Origin of the sequence: Isoptericola sp. b408 (assembly GCF_030588085.1) — a bacterium.
Lineage (GTDB): Bacteria > Actinomycetota > Actinomycetes > Actinomycetales > Cellulomonadaceae > Isoptericola > Isoptericola sediminis.
Map to the genome: position 1 here is coordinate 145,880 of NZ_JAUQYQ010000004.1, position 21,044 is coordinate 166,923.

The window sequence follows — 21,044 nt, forward strand, 5'->3', positions numbered from 1 at the left end:
CTCAGCCGTCGCTCCCGTCGTTCTGACCGTTCCCGTTGCCGTTTCCGTTGCCGCCGCTGTTCCCCGGGCCGTCGCTCGCGCCCGAGGAGTCGGACCCCGTGCTGAACGACGAGCTGTCGTCGGACGTGGTGGGCGCAGAGGTGGGGGCCGGGGCCGAGCCGATCAGCCGCGGGTCAGGGGCGCCGAAGTCCTCGACCGGCATGCCCTTGACCGCCTGGTCCATGTAGGTCTTCCAGGTCGGGGCCGCGACGGTCGAGCCGTAGAGGATGTCGTAGGAGTTGCCCGCGACAGTGCCCGGACCGGTGTGGTCCTCGCGGGGGTTGTCGACGGAGCCCACCCAGACGGTCGTGGCGAGCTGGGGGACGAACCCGGAGAACCACGTCTGGGCCGACAGCTGGGACGTGCCCGTCTTGCCGGCGACCGGGCGGCCGTCCTCGAGACCGCCGACGTAGTAGGCAGTCCCGCGCGTGAAGACGTTCTCCATCGCGTAGGCCATCGTGGCGGCGACGTTGCTCGGCAGCGCGTTCTTGTCGCAGTCGGCCTCGGGGACCTCGTACTCCTCACCCCGGGGTCCGGTGACGCCCGTGATCGCCCGCGGCGCGCAGTAGGTCCCGCCCGAGGCGATGGTGGCGTACATCGCGGCCATGTTCAGCGGGGAGGACTCCTGCGTGCCGAGCAGCATCGGCGCGAAGATGTTGATGTCGCTCTCCTTGACCTGCGTGGTCTTGAGCGGTCCGACATCCCGCGTCTCGGTGGGCAGGCTCGTGCTGGTCGGGCGGAAGCCCATCTGGTAGGCCGTGCCGCGCAGGTCGCAGAGGTTGAGGCGTGAGCCCATGTCGGCGTAGGCCGCGTTGACGGACAGGTAGGTGGCCTTGAGCACGCTCATCGGCCCGGCGGAGCCGCCCTCCGCGTTTCCGACCGACCACTCCTCCGAGGGCAGGGGCTTGCACGGAGAGTTGAACTTGCCGGTGTCCCAGGTCCGTTCGTTGGCGTTCACGACGTCGTTGAGGGTGTGCCCGCTCTTGAGCCACTCGGCGAGGACCACCGGCTTGAAGTTCGACCCGGGGGAGAACCCGCCCGAGGCGCCGTGCAGGTAGTCGGCGTTGTAGCTGACGGTCGTGTCCCGGCTCGCCTTCTCGGCGGCCTTCGTCCCGGTGTAGGGGACGTTCTGGGCCATCGCGAGAATCTTGCCGGTCCCGGGCTCGACGGAGACGATCGAGGCCTCGAGACCCTCGCTGCTGCCGTCCTCGGGCACCGACTTCTTGATGGTCTTGAACGCAGACTTCTGCTTCTTCATGTCCAGCGTCGTGTGGATGTCGAGACCGCCCCGGTACAGCAGGTTCTGGCGGTCCGCGCGCGTCTCCCCGAACGCCGGGTCCAGCAGCAGCTCCTTGATGACGTAGTCGCAGAAGAACGCCGAGTTGTTCGCCATCTGGCAGCCGGCCGGCGTCGGGTTGACGTTCAGCGTCTCCTCGATCGGCTGGTCGAGCGCCTCGTCGCGCTCGTCCAGCGAGATGTACCCGAGGCTGTACATGTTCTTGATGACCAGGTCGCGCCGCTCCTGGGCCAGCTCGGGGTTCCGCGTCGGGTCGAACTTGCTGGGCGCCTTCGTGATCCCGGCGATCGTGGCGGCCTGGACGACGGTGAGGTCGGCCGCCGTGGTGTCGAAGTAGTAGCGGGCGGCTGCCTCCACGCCGTAGATCTGGTTGTGCCCGAACTGTGCGACGTTCAGGTAGCCCTGGAGGATCTCGTCCTTGGACATGCGCTCCTCGAGGGCGATGGCCATCTTGGCCTCGCGGAGCTTGCGGTCGATGGTGGACTCGTGGGCGGCGATCACGGCGAACTGGTCACCGTCCTGCAGAGCCGACTCGATGAGCATGTTCTTGACGTACTGCTGTGTCAGCGTCGAGGCGCCCTGCGTGGCGTCGTTGGTGAGGTTGTTGACGACGGCACGGGTGATGCCCTGCGCGTCCACGCCGTTGTGCTCGTAGAAGCGCTCGTCCTCGATGGCGATCGCCGCGTGCTGCACGTTCTCGGAGATCTCGTCGAGCGGCTTCACGATGCGGTTCTGGTAGTAGAACGTCGCCAGGAGCCTGCCGTTGGAGGCGTAGATCCGGGACTGCTGGGACAGCGGCCGCGGCTCGAGCTCGGCCGGGAACTCGTCGTAGATCTCCACGGTGCTGTCCGCCACCGCGTTGACCCCCGCGACGGCCGGGATGACGAACCCCGCGGCCAGCACGCCGCCGGCGCCGGCGGCCAGCAGGAAGGCGAGCAGCAGCGCGACCATCTGCGTGGCCGGGATCGTGCGCGTGATGCGACGAGACTCAGGAGGCGCCATGTGCCCAGCCTAGAGGTTCGGTCCGCACCGCCGCACAGGAGGACCGGCACGGGTGTGCAGGTCCTGTGGAGTCGTGGTCCCGGACTCGTGCCGATGCCCCGACGAAACATGGTCGGGCTACCATCGCCGCATGGCTACCACGTGGGAGTACGCGACCATCCCCCTCCTGATCCACAACACGAAGGCGATCCTCGACCAGTGGGGCGCCGACGGCTGGGAGCTGGTGCAGGTCGTGCCGGGTCCGGACAGCGCGAACCTCGTCGCCTACCTCAAGCGACCCTCGGGTGAGTGAGGCCGGCGTGAGCATCGAGCCCCGCCTGGCAGAGCTGGGCCTGACCCTGCCCGACGTCGCCGCACCGGTGGCGGCGTACCAGCCCGCCGTCCGGTCGGGACGGTACGTCTACACCGCGGGGCAGCTGCCCTTCGTGGACGGTGCCCTGCCGACCACCGGCAAGGTCGGCGCCGGCGACGGCCTCGTGGACCCGGCGGACGCCACCGAGCTCGCCGGTATCTGCGCCCTCAACGCGCTGGCCGCCGTGCACAGCGTCGCCGGCACGCTGGAGGGTGTGCGCATCGTCAAGGTCACCGGTTTCGTGGCCAGCGACCCGTCCTTCACCGGCCAGCCCGCCGTCCTCAACGGTGCCAGCGAGCTGCTGGGCAAGATCTTCGGGGACGCCGGCACGCACGCCCGGTCCGCCGTCGGCGTCGCGGTCCTGCCGCTGGACGCCCCGGTCGAGGTCGAGCTGATCGTCGAGCTCGCCGACTGACGGGTCGCCCGTCACAGCACGAGCTCGGCAGTTCGTGCGTCGATCGGCACCTCAAGCTGCCGATCGACGCAGGAACTGCCGACCGCGCGGGACGCCGCGGTACAGCGCACACAGCGGACGTCGAAGGCCCCCGGACACCGTCATCCACCCCGAAGTGGAGGCCGCCCAGCGGCCGTGAACGTGACGGTGTCCGGGGGCCTTCGACGTCCGCGGACGAGCAGGACTCAGCGGGCGCGGCGCTCCAGCCGGTCCATGTCGAGCAGCACGACGGCACGGCCCTCGCGACGGACCCAGCCACGCGTGGCGAAGTCGGCCAGCGCCTTGTTGACGGTCTCGCGGGACGCGCCGACGAGCTGGGCGAGCTCCTCCTGCGTCAGGTCGTGCGCGACGCGGACGCCCTCGTCGTTCGGCTCGCCGAAGCGCTGCGACAGGTCGAGTAGCGCCTTCGCGACCCGCCCGGGCACGTCGGAGAACACGAGGTCGGCCAGGGTCTCGTTCGTGCGGCGCAGCCGTCGGGCGAGCGCGCCGAGCAGCGTCGTGGCGACGTTGGGGTGGGCGGCGACCCACTGGACGAGCGCCTGGTGGCGCAGCTCGTAGCACAGCGCGTCGGACACCGACGACGCGGTCGCGGTCCGGGGGCCCGGGTCGAAGAGCGAGAGCTCGCCGAACATCTCGCCAGGTCCGAGGATCGACAGCAGGTTCTCCCGACCGTCGCTGGAACGGCGTCCCAGCTTGATCTTGCCCTGCGCGATCACGTAGAGCCGGTCGCCCGGCTCCCCCTCGCGGAACAGGACGTCCCCGCGGCCCAGCTCGACCGGGATCATGGACTCGATGAGCGCCTTGGACTCCTCGGTGTCCATGTCGGCGAACAAGGGGGCGGAGAGCACGACGGTGTCGTCCACAGCAATCCTCACGTTCTCGGGCCTCTGCCCGAGCGGGGCGAGGCGCGCGTCTGTCAAAATGTGTTCCAGGTCTCAGTCTGCCTCACACCAGGGCGTCGTGCCTGGACGCACCGCCGCGGGGTGACGTCCGGGCGAACGACCGGCGGGGTCCTCGAGTTCCGCGACCTGGCGTCCGTCCTGCGGTCGGAGTCCGGGGTTACGCTGCCCGCATGGTCGAGACGTCGGAGCAGCCTACCCCTACCGGCGAGTCCCGTCTGGCCCTGGTCCGACGGGCCCGGCGCATCGACCGCGTGCTCGCCGAGACCTACCCGGACGCGCGTGCGGAGCTGGACTTCACCACGCCCTTCGAGCTGCTGGTCGCCACGGTGCTCTCGGCCCAGACCACCGACGTGCGGGTCAACGCGACGACGCCGACGCTGTTCGCCCGGTACCCCGACGCCACCTCGCTCGCCGCGGCCGAACCGGCTGACGTCGAGGAGATCCTGCGCCCGCTCGGCTTCTACCGGGCCAAGACGCGGTCGGCGATCGGCCTGGCCCAGGCTCTCGTGGAACGGCACGGCGGCGAGGTGCCGCGCCGTCTGCCGGACCTGGTGGCGTTGCCCGGCGTCGGGCGCAAGACGGCGAACGTCGTGCTCGGCAACGCGTTCGGCATCCCCGGCATCACCGTGGACACCCACTTCGGCCGGCTCGCCCGGCGCCTCGGGTTCACCGAGGAGGAGGACCCGGTCAAGGTCGAGCACGCCGTCGGCGAGCTCTTCCCCCGCAAGGACTGGGTGATGCTGAGCCACCACCTGGTCTGGCACGGCCGCCGGGTCTGCCATGCGCGGCGTCCGGCGTGCGGCGCCTGCCCGGTCGCGCGGTGGTGCCCGTCGAACGGTCTGGGGGAGTCCGACCCGGTCGCTGCCGCGAAGCTGCTCCGGCCGGGGCCGCAGGGCTGACCGCCGTCGCGCCCGTCGGTCAGCGCAGCACGCCCGGGCGCCGCAGCCAGTCGAGCAGCAGCCCGGTCACGGCGTCGGGGGCCTCCTCCGGCAGGAAGTGGCCCGCCCCCTCGACGACCTCGAACCGGAAGTCGCGCGCGAGCGCCGCCCCGTCCAGGTCGGCGGTCTCGCGCCGCAGGAACCCGTCGGCGGCGCCGTGGAGCTGCAGGACCGGCACGTCGATCGGGCGCTTGAGGGCCGCGAGGTACCGGCGTCCGGCCGGGTGGCTCGACGTGCGGGACAACCAGCGCAGCGCGTCCACCGCGCTGTGCGCGGCGAACGGGACGCGCAGCGCCTCCCGGTAGCGCGCGACCGCCTCCGGGTCCAGGGGGCGGTCGGAGCCGGCGTCCAGGATGCCGGCCACGCCGTCGGCGTCCTGCAGGCGGCGTTCGAGGACGCCGGGCAGCTGCGCGGCGGCGAACAGGCGCCGGGCCGCGGGGGTGAGGATGCCCCTCCCCGGGACGTGCAGGCGGCCCGGGTGCGGTGCGCTCACCGCGGCGACGGCCGCGGTGACGGCCGGCTGGAGCGCCGACATGGCCCACGCGAGGGCGCCGCCGGTGCCCGCACCGACGACGACGGCACGGTCGTGTCCGAGGGAGCGGATCACCCCGGCCACGTCGCGGGTGCGGGTCGGCACGTCGCGGCCCGACGGCGGTTTGTCGGACGCGGCGACCCCGCGGACGTCGAGCGCGGCGACCTGCATCCCGGCGTCCGCCAGGGCGGCGATCTGGTGACGCCAGGCCCACCAGAACTGCGGGAAGCCGTGGAGCAGCACCACGAGCGGGTCCCGGTCGCCGTTCGTGGGGCGCGGGCCGGCGACGGCGACGTGGAAGCGGGAACCGTTGGCGGCGACGAACTCGTGCCGCCACGGTCCGTCGACCAGTGCGCAGGAGTAGTCGGCGGCGTCGGACATGGCGGTCACGGGCCGCAACCTACCCGGTCAGCCGCCGGAGGACACGTGGGCGGAGCCGGGGGCGTCGCGGTCGGGGCCCGGCCCCGTCCCCGGGGCGGACGTGTCGTCGCGGGGTTCCTTGGGCGGGTCGAACCGGTAGCCGACGTTCCGCACGGTGCCGATGAGCTGCTCGTGCTCCGGGCCGAGCTTGGCGCGCAGCCGGCGCACGTGCACGTCGACGGTGCGGGTGCCGCCGTAGTAGTCGTAGCCCCACACCTCCTGCAGGAGCTGGGCACGGGTGAAGACGCGGCCCGGGTGCTGGACCAGGTACTTGAGGAGCTCGAACTCCTTGTAGGTGAGGTCGATCGGGCGGCCGCGCAGGCGGGCGGTGTACCCGCCCGCGTCGATCGCGAGCTCGCCGGCGGAGATCTCCTGCGGCGAGTCCTCGCGGGTGCCGTGCGCCGACCGCTCGACGACGAGGCGCAGCCGCGCCTCGACCTCCGCCGGGGAGGCGGACTCGAGCAGCAGGTCGTCCGCGCCCCACTCGTGGTTGACGACGGTCAGGCCGCCCTCGGTGAGGATCAGCACGAGGGGGACCGTGAGCCCGGTGGCGTGCAGCAGGCGGCACGTGGTGCGGGCGGCGACGAGGTCCCGGCGGGCGTCCAGCAGGACGACGTCCGAGTCGGGGGCGTCCACGAGCGCCGAGGGCTCCATGGGGAGCACGCGCACCTTGTGCGAGAGCAGTCCCAGCGCGGGCAGCACCTCGACCGAACCGCCGGTCGCGGGCGTCAGGATCAACAGTTCCGCCACGTGCACTCCTCCCGCTGCGGGTGATCGTCAAGGTACCCTGCCGCGCCCCGAAGGTCACAACGTCTTGGCATGGGAGACTCGTCCGCGTGACCGTGACCTCCCGTGCCGTGACGACGGCGGTGCTCGCCACGCTCGTGGCGACCGCCGCCTACCTGGGGCCCTGGTGGACGCTCGGCGCGTGCGGGCTCCTGATCCTGCTGCTGACGGCCGGCTGGGCGCCGCTGCTCCGCCTGCCGGCCGAGGGGGCGACCTCGGTGGTGGTGCTGCTGGCGGGTGCCGGCGGGCTCGCCGTCACCTGGTTCACCGAGGGCGAGCCGATCCTGCGCAACCTGCCCCTCGTCATCGCGCTGTCGCTCGTGCTGGCCTTCGTGGCGCAGATGCTGCGCCGTGGCGGGCGCCCTCGTCTGGTCGAGTCCGTCAGCGGGATGACGGCCGGCGTCGTGGTCACGGTCTCCGCCGCCGGATGGCTGGCCACCGCGTCGACGGACGCCGGTGCCGGGCTCGTGGTCACCAGCGCCGTCGGCCTGGCCGTGGCGTCGGCGGTGGCGGCGCTCCCGGTCGCCGGGGGGTGGATCGGGTCGCTGCTGGGCGTCGTGCTCGGTGGAGCCGCGGGGGCCGGCACCGCGTCGGCCCTGCCCGAGGTCGAACCCGTGCACGGCCTCGTCGTCGGGCTGGTCGCCGGTCTCGTCTCGGCCGCGCTCCGTCTGCTCTTCGAACGCCAGCCCGCCCTCGAGAGACGTCGTGCCGCCGCGGCGGCGGCCGCCGTCCCGGTGACGATCACGGGGATGCTCGTGTTCGTCGTCGGCCGCATGCTCCTGTAGCCCGGGGGTCGGACCCGCAGGTGGACGGTCCGGCGCGGACCGGGCGGGGCGCGTATTCTCCGGTGACGACGGCCGGGAACATCCATGCGAAACGATCTGTTGCCGGTGGGTGGTGATCTGAAGGAGGCCATCGCATGACCGCACAGTGGACCGCGCTCGCCGCGTTGCTCGTGGTGACGGCGGTGCTCGCGCTGACGTGGCGCTCGGCCCAGGGCCGCGTGCGCACGACCGCACCGGGCGCCGTGGACGCCGCCGCGACCGGCTGGACGGACGAGCTCGTCGCCCAGGGCGTGACCCCGGGCGACCGCGCGACGTTCCTGCAGCTGTCGGCGGAGGTCTGCTCGGCCTGCCGGTCCACCGCCCGGACCCTGGGCGCGCTGGCCGCCGAGGAACCCGGCGTCACGCACGTCGAGGTCGACGTGGACCACCGTCCCGACCTCGTGGAGCGCGCCGGGGTGCGCCGCACGCCCACCGTGCTGGTGCTGGACGCCGCCGGCACCGAGGTGGCGCGCGCGTCCGGCGGGATGACTCCGGCCCGCGCCCGGGACGCGCTCGCGACGGTGCCGTCGGCACCCGTGGCGGGGAGGACCGCATGACCGTGGAGACCACCGACCCGCCCCGCATCGACCCCCGCGGCCCCCGTGTCGGGGCCGGCATCACCGCCTTGCTGCTGGCCGTCGTCGTCCTCATCGGTCCGACCACGCCCGCGCTGGTGCTGCTCACCGTCGTCGCGCTGAGCTTCGTGCCGGGTGCGGTGCGCGGCCCGCAGGCCACCTGGCAGGGCTGGCTCTTCCGCACCCTGGTCCGGCCGAGGCTCGCCCCGCCGCCGGAGCTGGAGGACGTCCGTCCGCCGCGCTTCGCGCAGACCGTGGGGCTCGTCGTGACCGGTGCGGGCGTCGTCGCCGGCTGGGCCGGGGCGCTCGCGGTCGTGCCGTGGGCCGCCGGGCTCGCCTTCGTCGCGGCGGCGCTCAACGCCACCGTGGGGCTGTGCCTCGGCTGCGAGCTGTACCTGCTGGGACGCCGGCTGCGTCCGTCCGCGCGGTAGGGCGCGGGCGCGCCGGTCAGTAGACCAGGGCCTGGGCCCCCGGGCGCAGCGACTCCTCGACGAACACCGGGGCGCCGGCGATCCGCACCCCGTCGAGCACGTCCTCGGGGCCGATCTCCCGGCGCGCCGCGCACTGGGAGCACACCGTGACCGTCCCGGCCGCCAGCACCGCCTCGAGCAGCTCGGCGGCCGGCGCGGCGTGCTCCAGCGCCAGCTCGTCGGCACGACCGGGCACCCCGAACCACGCCGCGTCCCCGGTCAGCCAGAGGGAGACGTCCACCCCGGCGGCGACCGCCGACGCGGCCACCGTCAGCGCCTGGTTCGCGGCCTCCGGCCGGTCCGTGCCCGACGTCGTCTTGACGACGAGGGATCGCCGGTCTGTGGTCTCGGTCATAGGTCGACCCTAGCCCCACGGCGATGGGTACCATCGAGGCATGTCGATCCACGCGCTCGAGATCTTCTTCACCAGCCTCCTGGTGGTCACCGTGGGAGTGATCACCTGGTTCGCCGCCTACGTCGTCTACAAGCTCTTCCACGGTCAGCGCTGATGCCGTTCACCTTCCCCGAGGGACTCGCTCCCGAGGTGTACCCGCTGGCCTGGCTGGTCGGGCGGTGGACCGGGGGCGGTGTCATCAAGTACGAGGGCATCGAGGAGACCGAGTTCCGCCAGGAGCTCGTCTTCGACCACGACGGCGGTCCCTACCTGCGGTTCGAGTCCACGCTGTCCGTGCGGTCCGGCGCCTCCGACGGCGCGGTCACCGACGGTGAGGTCGGCGACGACGCCGCCTTCGACACCGTCTGGTCCACCGAGACGGGCTACTGGCGCGTCGCCTCCGAGCGGCCGGAGGGCCTCTCCGAGAGCCAGCACCCGCTCGAGGTGCTGCTCACGGACGCCTCGGGTCGGGTCGCGCTCTTCCTGGGCGTGGTCGGCGACGGCCGGGTGGACCTGGCCACCGACTTCGTGGCCCGCACCGCCACCGCCGCCGAGGTGACGGCCGCCAAGCGGCTGTACGGCAACGTCGACGGCCGGCTGCTCTGGGTCGAGGAGCTCGCCGCCTTCGGCCACCCGATGGGCACGTACGCGTCGGGAGAGCTCGACCGGGTCACCGACGAATCATGATTTACCGCAGCCCCCTGCTGGACCGCCCGGACGCCGTCGCGGCGACCGGCCCGGACGCCGGGGTCGCCTGGCACTACGGCGACCCGGTGGCCGAGCAGCGCGCGCTCGTGCGCGGTGCGGCCGTCGTCGACCAGTCGCACCTCGGCGTGGTGCGCCTGACAGGCCCGGACCGCCTGGGCTGGTTGCACTCGATCACGTCCCAGGACGTCGAGCACCTCGCCCCGCGCACCTCGACCGAGCTGTTCGTGCTCTCCCCGCAAGGACGGACCGAGCACGCGCTCGCGGTCGTCGACGACGGCACCTCCACCTGGTTCGTCACCGAGCGGGACCACGTCGCACCGCTCGTGGCGTGGCTCGAGCGCATGAAGTTCATGATGCGCGTCGAGATCGACGACGTGACCGACTCCTACGCCGCGATCGGTGAGGCCGTCGACGCCGAGGGCACCGAGGACGAACCCGTCACCTGGCGCGACAGCTGGCCCGAGGTGGTCGGCGGCGGCACCCGCTACGGTCCGCCTGCCGCGGAGCACCCCGGGGCCGACCGCGACTGGCGTCTCGTGCTCGTCCCGCGGGAGACCCTCGTCGACGCCGTGGCCGCGCGGGAGGTGGCCGGGTGGCGGCTCGCCGGGACGTGGGCCACCGAGGCCCTGCGCGTCGAGGCGTGGCGGCCGCGGCTCGCCCGCGAGGTCGACGACCGCACCGTCCCGCACGAGCTCGACTGGCTGCGCACCGCCGTCCACCTGCACAAGGGCTGCTACCGCGGGCAAGAGACGATCGCGCGCGTGCACAACCTCGGCCGGCCGCCCCGGCGCCTGGTCATGCTGCACCTCGACGGCTCCCAGCACGTCGTGCCGGAGGCCGGCGCCGAGGTCCGTCGCGACGGACCGGACGGCAAGGTGGTCGGACGGGTCACGACCGTGGCCCGCCACCACGAGCTCGGCCCCGTGGCCCTGGCCGTGGTGAAGCGGAACGTCCCCGTCGACGCCGAGCTCGCCGTCGTCGGCCCGGTCGGTGCCGGGGACGACGCCGAGCAGATCGCCGTGGCGGCCTCGCAGGAGGTCGTCGTGCCCGGCGAGGGCGTCTCGGCCGACCGGCCCGCCGCGCGCGGCGAGACGATGCGGGGCCTGACCTCACGCGGTGGCGACGGGTCTCAGAGCCTGCTGTGATCGAACGGTGAGGACCGGGCCGGACCCGCGCCGGGCGCGTGACGCCGCCAACACGGCCGTGCGGTCCCTGGTCCGTCGGATCCGGCTGCGCCAGGGCTGGGCCCGTGTCCGCAGCAGCTTCTGGCCGATCGTGCAGGCCTCCCTCGCCGCCGGTGCCGCCTACGGGATCGCGCACACCCTGCTGGGGCACGCCCAGCCCTTCTTCGCGGCGGTGGCCGCCTGGGTGTGCCTCGGGTTCTCCTTCGACCGGGAGCTGCGCCGGGTGGCCGAGGTCGCCGCCGGCGTGGCCGTCGGGGTCGGCATGGGCGAGCTCGTCGTGGAGGTCATCGGCTCCGGGTGGTGGCAGCTCACGGTCGTGCTGCTGGTCTCCGCGCTGCTGGCGCGGTTCCTCGACCGCGGCCCCCTGCTGGTCACGCAGGCGGGTGTGCAGGCCATCGTGGTCGTCGGGCTGCCCTTCGCGATGGTCGTCGACGGCGCGTTCGGCCGCTGGACCGACGCCGCCATCGGCGGTCTGGTGGCCCTGGTGGTGACCGTGCTGACCCCGGGGGACCCGCGCCGCCGGCTGCGGGCCCAGGCGGCCGGGGGCACCTCCGAGCTGGCCGAGACACTCGAGTCGGTCGCGCGGGGGCTGCGGAACCACGACGCGGACGAGCTGGCCGCCGCGCTGGTGCGCGGCCGGGCCAGCGAACCCGTGCTGGCGGACTGGCGCGACGCGGCACGCAAGTCCGCCGACATCGCGCAGGTGAGCGTCAACCGGGGGCACTGGGCGGAGTTCAGCCGTCTGGCCGAGCAGGCGGTGCTGCTCGACCGCGCGATGCGCAGCGTGCGGGTGCTCGCCCGGCGTGCCCCCACCGTCGTCGCCCCGGACGGCACCTGGCCGGACGTGGCCGCCGTCGCCGACCTCGTGGACCGCTTCGCCGGCGGGGTGCGGCTGCTGTCGACGGCGCTCGGGGACGGCGCGTCGCTCGAGGGGGCGCGGGCGCTGCTGCTCGAGGTCGCCGCGGAGGCCGACCCGCGCGAGGTGGGGGGTGACGACCTGGGCGTCGCCTCGCTCGTGGTGCTGCTGCGCGCGCCCGTGGTGGACACCCTGGAGGCCGCCGGCCTGGGGGCCGGGGACGCCCGCGCCGCGCTGCCGGAGCTCTGACCTGGTCTCTCGGGCCGCGAACCCGCCACGGGGCCTACCTGCGACGGACCGACTGCGGTAGCGTCGTCGACCATGGACGTCCCGGTGAGCACGCTGCGTGCCGAGCTCAAGTCGTGGATCGAGCGGGCCCGCGCGGGCGAGGAGGTCGTCATCACCGAGCGCGGGGTCCCGGTCGCCCGCCTCACCGGCGTCCAGAGCGCCGACCTCGTCGCCCAGCTGGTGCGCGACGGCCTGGTCTCCCCGGCGGACGGGTCGCGGCCCGTGCACGAGGTGCCGTCGGCCCCGGAGCCGACCGGCCCCGGCCACGGCGCGCACCGCTCGACGTCCGGTTCCGCCCTGTCCGGTCTCGTGCGCCGCATCCGGCGCTGACCGGGGCGGGACAGCGATGGCTCTCGTCTACTTCGACGCCAGCGCCCTGGTGAAGCTCTGCGTCCCGGAGCCGGGGTCCGAGCTCGCGAGCGCGCTGTGGAACCGCGCCGACCTCGTGGTGACCTCGCGGCTCGCGGACGTCGAGCTGCGAGCGGCGCTGGCGGCGGGGCTGCGGGCCGGCGTCCTGGACGCCGCGGAGCACGACCGGGCCGTCGCCCGGTGGGAGGAGCTGTGGCCGGCCCTGCACCGGGTGGAGGTCACCGCGGAGCTCGCCGACCAGGCCGCCGCGCTGGCCGCGGGGACGGACCCGCTGCGGGGCGCCGACGCGGTGCACGTGGCCGGAGCGATCGCCGTCATGCGCGACGGCGGGATCCTCGCGGCCTGGGACGAGCGGGTGGCGACCGCCGCGCGGAGCCACGGACTGCGGGTGCTGCCGTAGCCTGGGCCCGTGATCGCGAGCCTGCAGTTCTACGTCTTCGTCATCCTGGCGATCGTCATCTTCGTCATCGAGGTGTTCGCCCTCGTCGACGCCGTGCGACGTCCGGCCCACGGGTTCACCGCCGAGGGCAAGCTGTCCAAGCCGATCTGGCTGGTCATCCTGGGTGTCGCCACGGCGCTCGGCTTCCTCGCGCTGCCCACCTCGGGCGGGGCGATCAGCTCCCTCGGGTTCCTCAGCATCGTCGCGGTGGTCGCCGCCATCATCTACCTCGTCGACGTCCGCCCGCGGCTCAAGCCGTACGGCACCGGACGGGGCAAGGGCCGGTCGCAGGGGTCGAACGGATGGTGAGCGTCGCGCAGGGAGCCGTCCCGCTGGCGGAGGTCGTTCGGGGCGGCCTGGTGGAGTCCGTGCACCTGGGTCACCTGGTCGTGCTGGACCCGGACGGCACGGTGGTGCTCGCGGCCGGGGACCCGGACGTCGAGATCTGGCCGCGCTCCTCCCTCAAGCCCGTCCAGGCCGTGGCCATGCTGCGCGCCGGGCTGGAGCTCCCGGCCGACCAGCTCGCGCTCGCCGCCGCCAGCCACGACGGGACCCCCCGGCACGTCGGGGTGGCCCGGCAGATCCTGGCCGGGGTGGGGCTGACCGAGGAGTCGCTGGCGAACACCCCCGACCTGCCGTACGACCCGCAGGCCGCGGCGGCGTGGCAGGGGGCCGGGCACGGGCCCGACCGCCTCACGCAGAACTGCTCCGGCAAGCACGCCGCGATGCTGGCCACCTGCCGGGTCGCCGGCTGGCCCCTCGAGGGGTACCTGGCCGTGGACCACCCTCTCCAGCAGGCGGTACGGGCCGCGGTGGTCGAGCTCGCCGGCCCGGACGCCGCCCGGCGCGTCACGGTCGACGGGTGCGGGGCACCCCTGTTCTCCACCACGCCGGCCGGTCTCGCGCGGTCCTTCTCGCGCATGGTCCAGGCGCCGGCCGGGAGCCCCGAGCGGCGGGTGGTCGCGGCCATGACCGCCTTCCCGGAGCTGGTCGGCGGCGACGGTCGCGACGCGACGCGCGCGATGCGTGCGGTGCCCGGCCTCCTCGCCAAGGACGGTGCCGACGGGGTGTACGCCGCCGCTCTGCCGGGTGGGGCGGCGCTGGCGTTCAAGGTGCTCGACGGGGCCTCCCGGCCGCGGCCGGCGGTGCTGGCCGCCGCCCTGCGCGCCGCCGGGGCCCTCGACGTGCCCGGCGCCGACGAGGCGGCGCTGGACGCGCTCGGCGCCACGCCCGTGCTCGGGGGCGGCGCACCGGTCGGCGAGGTCCGCTCCACCGTGGCCGTCCGGGCGGAGGTGGCCTCGTGAGGGCCGTGGTCCAGCGGGTGACCCGGGCCCGGGTGACCGTGGACGGCCAGGTCGTCGGCACGATCGACCGGCCGGGCCTGGTGGCGCTCGTGGGCGTGACCCACGACGACGGGCCCGCCGACGTCGCGACGATCGCCCGCAAGATCGCGGACCTGCGGATCCTGCGGGGCGAGCGCTCCGCCGCGGACGAGGGTGCCCCGGTGCTGGTGGTCAGCCAGTTCACGCTCTACGGGGACGCCCGCAAGGGACGGCGGCCCACCTGGCAGGCGGCGGCGCCCGGCCCCGTCGCCGAGCCGCTCGTCGACGCCGTCGTGGCGGACCTGCGCGGGCGCGGTCTCGAGGTCGCGACCGGGGCGTTCGGTGCCGACATGGCCGTCGACCTCGTCAACGACGGGCCGGTCACGATGCTGCTGGAGACCTGACAACCGGAGCGGCAACCGGTGACCCGGGATATCATCCGGAAACCTGACAAACTCGTGACCTGCACCGATCGTGCGGATCACCGGGAGGTTGACGATGACGTCCCTGGACCCGGCAGCACCGGCAGCGCCGGCGGCCCGGCGCACCGGCACCGGGGGCGTCGTCGTGGCGCCCTGGGTGGGGGCGTGGCTCGCGCGGGCGGCCGCCGGTGACCCCGAGGCCGTCGAGCAGCTCGTGGCCGCTCTGCGTCCGGCGCAGGTCGCCGGCGGATCGGCTCTTCCCGACCCGCTGCCGGCCGTGCCCGCGCTACGGGCCCGCGTCCCGGTGGCGGCGCTCGACCCGGAGGAACGCCGGGTGCTGCTCTGCGCGGCCCTGGCGGTGTCCGGGCGCGCCGAGGTCGTGCTGGACGCCGCCGGTGCCGACGCCGCCGTGCTGGCCCGGCCGGTGGTCGCCGACCGGCTGACCGTGCGCGACGGGTCGGCCGCCCTGGTGGATCCCGGGGTGCGCGCAGCGCTGCACGCGGCCGCCGATCTGTCCGAGCGGGTGGCGCTCCACGCCGCGCTCGCCGGTGCCGCCCGTCGGGTCGGTGAGACGGCGGCCGCCCTGTGGCACACGGCGGTGAGCACGCCGTCCGGCGACGAGCTGCTCGCCGACGGACTGCTGGAGCTGGCGGACCTGCTGCTGCAGCGGGGCGACGCCTCGGCCGCCCACCGCGTCGCCCGCGAGGCCGTCTCGCACGCCGTGGGGCCCCGGCGGGCGGCCGCCGCCCTGCTGTCCGGCCGCTGCGCCCTGTGGAGCGGGTGCCTCGACGACGCCGACCGGTGGCTGCGCGACGCGGCCGGGGGCCCGGACGCCGGGGTCGCCCGGCAGGCCGCACGGCTCGTCCACGCCGTGGCCACCCTGCGACGGGGTGCCCCGGTGGGGGCCGGCCCGACGGCGCCCCGCCACGGCGGCCGCGACCGTCCCGCGGCCGCGCTGGCCCGGCTCGTCGACCCCCTCGTCGTCCTCGCGCCCACGACGTCGGACCGGACGGCGATGGCTGCGGTCGTCGACGCCCTGCGGCTCCTGGACGACGACCCGGTCGGGGCCGACGCCGCCCTCGCCCGGACGGTCGTGGGAGCCGTGCCGACGGTCCCGCGGCCGGGGCCCTGGCCCGTGGCCTCCGGGGCGCTGACGCCGTTGGTCGAGGCGCACCTGCGCGTCGTCCAGTCCCTCGTGCTGGTGTGCACCGGCGACGCCCGCGCCGCCGTGGACGTGCTGGCGGACGCCGCGGCTCGTCTGCCGTCCGCGCACGTGGTCGGAGGGCTGGCCGCCGAGCTGGCCGGTCGTCTCGCCCGCGAGCGGGCCCCGGGTGCCGGGCCGCCTGTCGAGGTGTGGCGCCGGATCGGACCGGTCCGGCGCGCGGCGGCGGGGACGGTCGCCGCGCTGCTGCCGGGCGTCGTACCGCCGTCGGGGTCGCTGCTCGCGGCGGCTGCGGCACGAGCCTCCGGCCCGGGGGCGCCGGACGCGGCTCGGAGGACCGGGCTTCCGCCGGCGTGGTCGACGACGCTTACCGCACGTGAGCTCGAGGTGGTCGAGGCCGTCGCACGCGGCCTGACCAACCGGCAGGTGGCCGTCGAGCTCTCCGTCTCGGTGCGGACGGTCGAGGTCCACCTCGGGCGGGTGTTCCGCAAGCTCGACGTCTCCTCGCGGTCCGAGCTGTTGGTCCGGGCGCTGCGCCCCGACGCCTGACGACCCGTACGGGATCACCCGTAGCCCGGGCGGCGGTCGCGGCGGGCAAGTCTGTGGGGATCCCTGATCCGTCGAAAGGTAGGTTCCCTTACTTTTTAGGGACGCGTTCATCGACGAACCGCCCGGCGGGTCCTCCGGCCGGTGCCGGCGGTGGCGTCCCCGACGACACGAGGGAGACCTCTCATGCGAGCAACCCACCCGGCACCGCGCCGGCTCGGCGCCGCCGGTGCCGCCGTCGTCCTGCTGGCGACGACCCTCGCGGCGGCCACGAGCACCGGAGCGGCGACCGCCGCCGTCGCGTGCGAGCCGTCGTGGACGGCCGAGTCCGTCTACACCGCGGGTGACGTCGCCTCGTTCGCGGGGGAGAACTGGACGGCCGGCTGGTGGACCCAGGGCGAGGAGCCCGGGTCCGCTGAGTGGGGCCCCTGGACGAGCGACGGCGCCTGCGGCGCCACCGGGCCCGGCCCCGAGCCGACCCCGGAGCCGACCGACGAGCCCGGCCCGGAGCCGACACCGACCGCGGAGCCGAGCCCCGAGCCGACCGGGGAACCGACCGCGGACCCGGGCGAGCCGATCTCGACCAACCCGGACGACGTCTGCCGCCCCGACGGCATGAAGCCGACCGCGGGCGTCGACACCCCCTACTGCGACGTCTACGACACCGACGGCCGCGAGATCCTGCCCAACGGGCTCGACCGCCGTGTCATCGGCTACTTCACGAGCTGGCGCACGGGCGGGAACGACCAGCCGAGCTACTTCGCGAGCGACATCCCCTGGGGCAAGGTCTCGCACGTCAACTACGCGTTCGCCCACGTCGGCCCGGACAACAGGGTGTCGGTCAACGAGGACGTGCCCGGCAACCCGGCCACGGATGCCACCTGGCCCGGCCAGGAGATGGACCCGGCGCTGCCGTACACGGGGCACTTCAACCAGCTCGCGCAGTACAAGGCCGCCAACCCGGGCGTCAAGGTGATCCCCGCCGTCGGCGGCTGGGCCGAGACCGGCGGCTACTTCGACGGTGACGGCAACCGGGTCGCCTCGGGCGGCTTCTACACGATGACCGAGACGCAGGAGGGCATCGACACCTTCGCCGACTCCGTCGTCGACCTCATCCGCACCTACGGGTTCGACGGCATCGACATCGACTACGAGTACCCGACGTCGAACACGAACGCCGGCAACCCCGACGACTTCGCGTTCTCCGACGCGCGTCGCGGCGAGCTGTTCTCCGGCTACGTCGACCTGATGCGCACCCTGCGCGAGAAGCTCGACGTCGCCGGTGCGGAGGACGGCGAGTACTACCTGCTCACCACCGCCTCGCCGTCCTCCGGCTGGCTGCTGCGCGGCATGGAGGCCCACCAGGTCGTCCAGTACCTCGACTACGTCAACCTGATGTCCTACGACCTGCACGGGGCGTGGAACGAGTACGTGGGCGGCAACTCGCCGCTGTTCGACGGCGGCGACGACCCCGAGCTGGCCGCCGGCGGCGTCTACACCGCCTACGACGGCATCGGCTACCTCAACGGCGACTGGGCCGCGCACTACTTCCGCGGCGCGATGCAGTCCGGCCGCATCAACCTGGGCGTGGGCTTCTACACCCGCGGGTTCCAGGACGTGCAGGGCGGCACCTACGGCGACGGCGGCACCGCCCCGGCACCGGCGGGCTTCGACTGCCCGGCGGGGACCAACGGCTCCTGCGGGTACGGCGCGGACGGTATCGACAACCTCTGGTACGACACCGACCCGCAGGGGAACGCGATCCCGGCCGGCGTGAACCCGATCTGGCACGCACTGAACCTCGCCGACGGCGTCGTCGGCGACTACGCCGCCTCCTACGGCGTGCCGACCACGATCGAGGGCACCTACACCCGGCACGTCGACGAGGTGACCAAGAACGAGTGGTGGTGGAACGAGACCACGCGGACCTACCTCTCGGGCGACACCACCTGGGCGATCGGTGAGAAGGCCGACCACGTCGTCGACTCCGGGCTCGGCGGCATGATGATCTGGGAGCTCGCCGGCGACTACGCCTACGACGAGGCGGCCGGGCAGTACGGGATCGGCTCGACGCTGGTCGACCTGATGCACGCGAAGCTGTCCGGCGTCGCCCCGTACGGCGCGACGAAGGCGAACGCCGACCGGCCGATGCCGGACCGGGCGCTCGACCTGAGCATCGACTACACCGAGTTCGCCCTGGGGGACAACAACTACCCGATCGCCCCGAAGGTCGTCCTCACCAACCACGGGGCCACGGACGTCCCGGCCGGCGCCACGATCTCGTTCCAGTACGGCACGAGCGACCTCGGCGAGATGAGCGACTGGTCCGGGTTCGGCACGACCACGACGCGCCAGGGGCACACCGGAGACAACGTCGGCGGGCTGACCGCGGACTTCCACGACGCGGAGTTCACGGTGCCGGCCGGGGGGATCCCCGCCGGCGGGTCGATCACCAACAACCTGACCTGGACCCTGCCGATCGCGCAGCTCTCCAACGTGGTCGTCACCGTCGACGGGACCGACTACGCCACCACCTACGACCAGCCGCGGGGTGTCACCGTCGTCGACCTGCCCGCCGGCTCGGGCGGCTCCGGGGGCGGCGACGACGGCGGCGGCGCGGCGGACGGCACCGCCTGCGAGGCCCCCGCCTGGCAGACCGGCGGCACCTACACCGGCGGGGACGCCGTCACCCACGCGGGCCACGCCTGGACCGCGAAGTGGTGGACCCGGGCCGAACCCACGGCGAGCGCCGACGCCTGGACCGACGAGGGCACCTGCTGACCGTGCACGACGCACCGACCACCCACAGGAAGGACAGCACCATGACCGGATCACGACCAGGGGTGCGCCGCGTCGCGGCCGCCCTGACCGGCCTCGCCGTCGCGGTGACGGGAGCCGTCGGCGCCGTCGCCGCCACGAGCGCGACGGCCGCCGAGACCTCCTCCGGCGACAGCGCCATCAACGGGTACCGCAACGTCGGGTACTTCACGCAGTGGGGCGTCTACGGACGCGACTTCCACGTCAAGGATCTCGACACGTCCGGCGTCGCGGCCGACCTCACCCACATCAACTACGCCTTCGGCAACATCCACCACGAGACCCTCGAGTGCTTCGAGGCGAACAAGGCCCAGGGCACCGGTCCGAACGGCTCCGACGGCGCCGGGGACGCCTACGCCGACTACGGCAAGAGCTACTCCGCGGCCGAGAGCGTCTCCGGCGAGGCCGACGCCTGGGACCAGCCGCTGGCCGGGTCGTTCAACCAGCTCAAGCAGCTCAAGGAGAAGCACCCCCAGCTCAAGGTGATGATCTCGCTGGGCGGCTGGACCTGGTCGAAGAACTTCTCGAAGGCGGCCGCGACACCGGAGTCCCGGCAGAACTTCGTGTCCTCCTGCCTCGACCTGTACATCCGGGGCGACCTGCCCGTCATCGACGGCAGGGGCGGGCAGGGGGCCGCCGCCGGGGTGTTCGACGGCATCGACATCGACTGGGAGTGGCCCGGCTCCACCAACGGTCTCGAGGGCAACCACGTCGACGTCGAGAACGATGCCGAGAACTTCCGGCTGCTGCTCGCCGAGTTCCGCGCCCAGCTCGACGCCTACGGCGCCGAGACCGGCGAGGACTACCTGCTGTCGGCCTTCCTGCCGGCCAACCCCGCCGACATCGCCGCCGGCGGGTGGAACGACCCGCGGATCTTCGACTCCCTGGACTACGGCAACGTCCAGGGCTACGACCTGCACGGCGCCTGGGACGCCTCGCTGACCGGCCACCAGGGCAACCTGTACGACGACCCCGCCGACCCGCGCGAGCCGAGCCGGCAGTTCTCCGTGCACCAGGCGGTGCAGGAGTACACCGGCGCCGGCATCGACCCCGCCCAGCTCGGCCTCGGCCTGGCGATGTACGGCCGCGGCTGGCAGGGCGCCACGTCCGCGGACGCCTGGGGCCCGGCCACCGGCGCGGCACCCGGCACCTGGGAGGCCGGCAACGAGGACTACGACGTGCTGAAGACCCTCGGCACCGAGTACTACGACGCCGAGATCGGCGCCGCCTGGCGGTACGACGGGAACCAGTGGTGGTCCCTCGACACTCCGCAGAGCGTGACCCAGAAGGTCGGCTACGTCCGTGAGCAGGGTCTCGGCGGCGGCATGTGGTGGGACCTGTCCGGCGACGAGGAGGGCGAGCTCGTCGACGCCCTGGCCGCCGGGCTCTACACGGGTTCCGCCGGGCCGGTCGACGTGCCGGACCAGCCGGACCCCGAGCCCACCGAGGAGCCCACGCCGAACCCGACCACGTCGCCGAGCCCGGACCCGACCCCGGAGCCCGGGGAGTGCGCGGCCACGGCCTGGGAGACGGGTGCGGTGTACACCGGCGGCGACGTCGTCGCCCACGCCGGCAGCGAGTGGGAGGCGAAGTGGTGGACGCAGGGCGAGGAGCCCGGCACCGCCGACGTCTGGGCAGAGACCGGTGCCTGCGACGGCGGGGAGCCGTCGCCGGCACCGACGACCGCTCCCGGGGACTGCACCGCCACGGCCTGGGAGCCCGGCGCCGTGTACGTCGGGGGTGACGTCGTGAGCCACGACGGCGCGGAGTGGACCGCGAAGTGGTGGACCACCGGCGAGGAGCCCGGCGCGACCCAGGTGTGGGAGGGCCCGGCCTCCTGCTGACCGCCCTCCGCAGCGCGGCGGCCCCCGACCTGACCAGGTCGGGGGCCGCCGTCGTGCAAGGCTGGCCCTGCTCGGGACACACACCGGGTAGACCGGCGCCCG

Annotated in this window: 22 protein-coding genes; 17 read left to right on the plus strand and 5 right to left on the minus strand. The window is 74.0% G+C overall.

From position 1 onward, the window contains the following. Position 1 precedes the first annotated feature (1 nt). The gene (locus Q6347_RS12200; RefSeq protein ID WP_304607490.1) at positions 2–2,338 is read right to left on the minus strand and encodes a transglycosylase domain-containing protein; all 2,337 of its coding nucleotides are present in this window, start codon (positions 2,336–2,338) and stop codon (positions 2–4) included. Between the two features lie 130 nt (positions 2,339–2,468). Between Q6347_RS12200 and Q6347_RS12205 the strand changes: the two genes are divergently transcribed. After that, a complete protein-coding gene (locus tag Q6347_RS12205) occupies positions 2,469–2,630 on the plus strand; it encodes a DUF4177 domain-containing protein (RefSeq protein WP_171245625.1) in 162 nt (53 codons plus the stop codon). A 7-nt stretch (positions 2,631–2,637) separates the two neighbouring features. Continuing rightward, a complete protein-coding gene (locus tag Q6347_RS12210) occupies positions 2,638–3,105 on the plus strand; it encodes a RidA family protein (protein ID WP_304607491.1) in 468 nt (155 codons plus the stop codon). 224 nt (positions 3,106–3,329) lie between these two features. On the opposite strand, the gene Q6347_RS12215 is transcribed toward Q6347_RS12210, so the two are convergent. Beyond that, positions 3,330–4,007, minus strand: a complete 678-nt coding sequence (locus Q6347_RS12215; RefSeq protein WP_304604505.1) for a Crp/Fnr family transcriptional regulator — start codon at positions 4,005–4,007, stop codon at positions 3,330–3,332. A gap of 209 nt (positions 4,008–4,216) precedes the next feature. Here Q6347_RS12215 and nth point away from each other — a divergent pair, with 209 nt between their 5' ends. Beyond that, complete coding sequence (nth, locus tag Q6347_RS12220; protein ID WP_304607492.1) at positions 4,217–4,945, plus strand: endonuclease III; 729 nt, start codon at positions 4,217–4,219, stop codon at positions 4,943–4,945. A 19-nt stretch (positions 4,946–4,964) separates the two neighbouring features. Here nth and Q6347_RS12225 read toward each other — a convergent pair whose 3' ends face one another. Both Q6347_RS12225 and Q6347_RS12230 read right to left on the minus strand, forming a co-directional pair. Then, entirely contained in the window at positions 4,965–5,897 is a 933-nt protein-coding gene (locus Q6347_RS12225; RefSeq protein WP_304604623.1) for an alpha/beta fold hydrolase, read from the minus strand. A gap of 27 nt (positions 5,898–5,924) precedes the next feature. Beyond that, complete coding sequence (locus Q6347_RS12230) at positions 5,925–6,686, minus strand: response regulator transcription factor (protein ID WP_304604503.1); 762 nt, start codon at positions 6,684–6,686, stop codon at positions 5,925–5,927. Positions 6,687–6,772: 86 nt separating this feature from the next. On the opposite strand from Q6347_RS12230, the gene Q6347_RS12235 reads away from it, so the two are divergent. The 3 genes from Q6347_RS12235 to Q6347_RS12245 all read left to right on the plus strand — a co-directional run bounded on the left by Q6347_RS12235 (position 6,773) and on the right by Q6347_RS12245 (position 8,552). Then, the gene (locus Q6347_RS12235; RefSeq protein WP_171245622.1) at positions 6,773–7,507 is read left to right on the plus strand and encodes a hypothetical protein; all 735 of its coding nucleotides are present in this window, start codon (positions 6,773–6,775) and stop codon (positions 7,505–7,507) included. A gap of 134 nt (positions 7,508–7,641) precedes the next feature. After that, complete coding sequence (locus Q6347_RS12240; RefSeq protein WP_304607493.1) at positions 7,642–8,103, plus strand: thioredoxin family protein; 462 nt, start codon at positions 7,642–7,644, stop codon at positions 8,101–8,103. Then, the gene (locus tag Q6347_RS12245) at positions 8,100–8,552 is read left to right on the plus strand and encodes a DUF4395 domain-containing protein (protein ID WP_304607494.1); all 453 of its coding nucleotides are present in this window, start codon (positions 8,100–8,102) and stop codon (positions 8,550–8,552) included. The genes Q6347_RS12240 and Q6347_RS12245 overlap by 4 nt, the downstream gene beginning before the upstream one ends. Before the next feature lie 16 nt (positions 8,553–8,568). Here the strand turns inward: Q6347_RS12245 and Q6347_RS12250 are convergent, their stop codons facing one another. Further along, positions 8,569–8,946 carry a DsrE family protein gene (locus Q6347_RS12250; RefSeq protein WP_171245619.1) on the minus strand — a complete coding sequence of 126 codons (378 nt, stop codon included), beginning with the start codon at positions 8,944–8,946 and terminating at the stop codon, positions 8,569–8,571. Between the two features lie 153 nt (positions 8,947–9,099). Between Q6347_RS12250 and Q6347_RS12255 the strand changes: the two genes are divergently transcribed. From Q6347_RS12255 to Q6347_RS12305, 11 genes are all read left to right on the plus strand, one after another. Continuing rightward, positions 9,100–9,672, plus strand: a complete 573-nt coding sequence (locus Q6347_RS12255; RefSeq protein ID WP_304604500.1) for an FABP family protein — start codon at positions 9,100–9,102, stop codon at positions 9,670–9,672. After that, positions 9,669–10,838 (plus strand): folate-binding protein YgfZ, encoded by a 1,170-nt coding sequence (locus Q6347_RS12260; RefSeq protein WP_304607495.1) that lies wholly within the window; start codon positions 9,669–9,671, stop codon positions 10,836–10,838. Before Q6347_RS12255 ends, Q6347_RS12260 begins: the two co-directional genes overlap by 4 nt. Positions 10,839–10,845: 7 nt before the next feature. Continuing rightward, a complete protein-coding gene (locus tag Q6347_RS12265; RefSeq protein WP_304607496.1) occupies positions 10,846–11,982 on the plus strand; it encodes an aromatic acid exporter family protein in 1,137 nt (378 codons plus the stop codon). 72 nt (positions 11,983–12,054) lie between these two features. Continuing rightward, a complete protein-coding gene (locus tag Q6347_RS12270) occupies positions 12,055–12,351 on the plus strand; it encodes a type II toxin-antitoxin system Phd/YefM family antitoxin (RefSeq protein ID WP_171245615.1) in 297 nt (98 codons plus the stop codon). 16 nt (positions 12,352–12,367) lie between these two features. Further along, positions 12,368–12,790: a type II toxin-antitoxin system VapC family toxin gene (locus tag Q6347_RS12275; RefSeq protein WP_304604496.1), complete on the plus strand. Its 423-nt coding sequence runs from the start codon at positions 12,368–12,370 to the stop codon at positions 12,788–12,790. Between the two features lie 9 nt (positions 12,791–12,799). After that, entirely contained in the window at positions 12,800–13,138 is a 339-nt protein-coding gene (locus Q6347_RS12280; protein ID WP_304604495.1) for a DUF2516 family protein, read from the plus strand. Beyond that, a complete protein-coding gene (locus Q6347_RS12285; RefSeq protein ID WP_304607497.1) occupies positions 13,132–14,133 on the plus strand; it encodes an asparaginase in 1,002 nt (333 codons plus the stop codon). The genes Q6347_RS12280 and Q6347_RS12285 overlap by 7 nt, the downstream gene beginning before the upstream one ends. Then, positions 14,130–14,555 (plus strand): D-aminoacyl-tRNA deacylase, encoded by a 426-nt coding sequence (dtd, locus tag Q6347_RS12290; protein ID WP_304607498.1) that lies wholly within the window; start codon positions 14,130–14,132, stop codon positions 14,553–14,555. The genes Q6347_RS12285 and dtd overlap by 4 nt, the downstream gene beginning before the upstream one ends. A gap of 94 nt (positions 14,556–14,649) precedes the next feature. After that, complete coding sequence (locus Q6347_RS12295) at positions 14,650–16,284, plus strand: helix-turn-helix transcriptional regulator (protein WP_304607499.1); 1,635 nt, start codon at positions 14,650–14,652, stop codon at positions 16,282–16,284. 183 nt (positions 16,285–16,467) lie between these two features. Then, the gene (locus Q6347_RS12300; RefSeq protein ID WP_304607500.1) at positions 16,468–19,062 is read left to right on the plus strand and encodes a glycosyl hydrolase family 18 protein; all 2,595 of its coding nucleotides are present in this window, start codon (positions 16,468–16,470) and stop codon (positions 19,060–19,062) included. A 41-nt stretch (positions 19,063–19,103) separates the two neighbouring features. After that, positions 19,104–20,942 (plus strand): glycosyl hydrolase family 18 protein, encoded by a 1,839-nt coding sequence (locus Q6347_RS12305; protein ID WP_304604490.1) that lies wholly within the window; start codon positions 19,104–19,106, stop codon positions 20,940–20,942. Positions 20,943–21,044 lie beyond the last annotated feature (102 nt).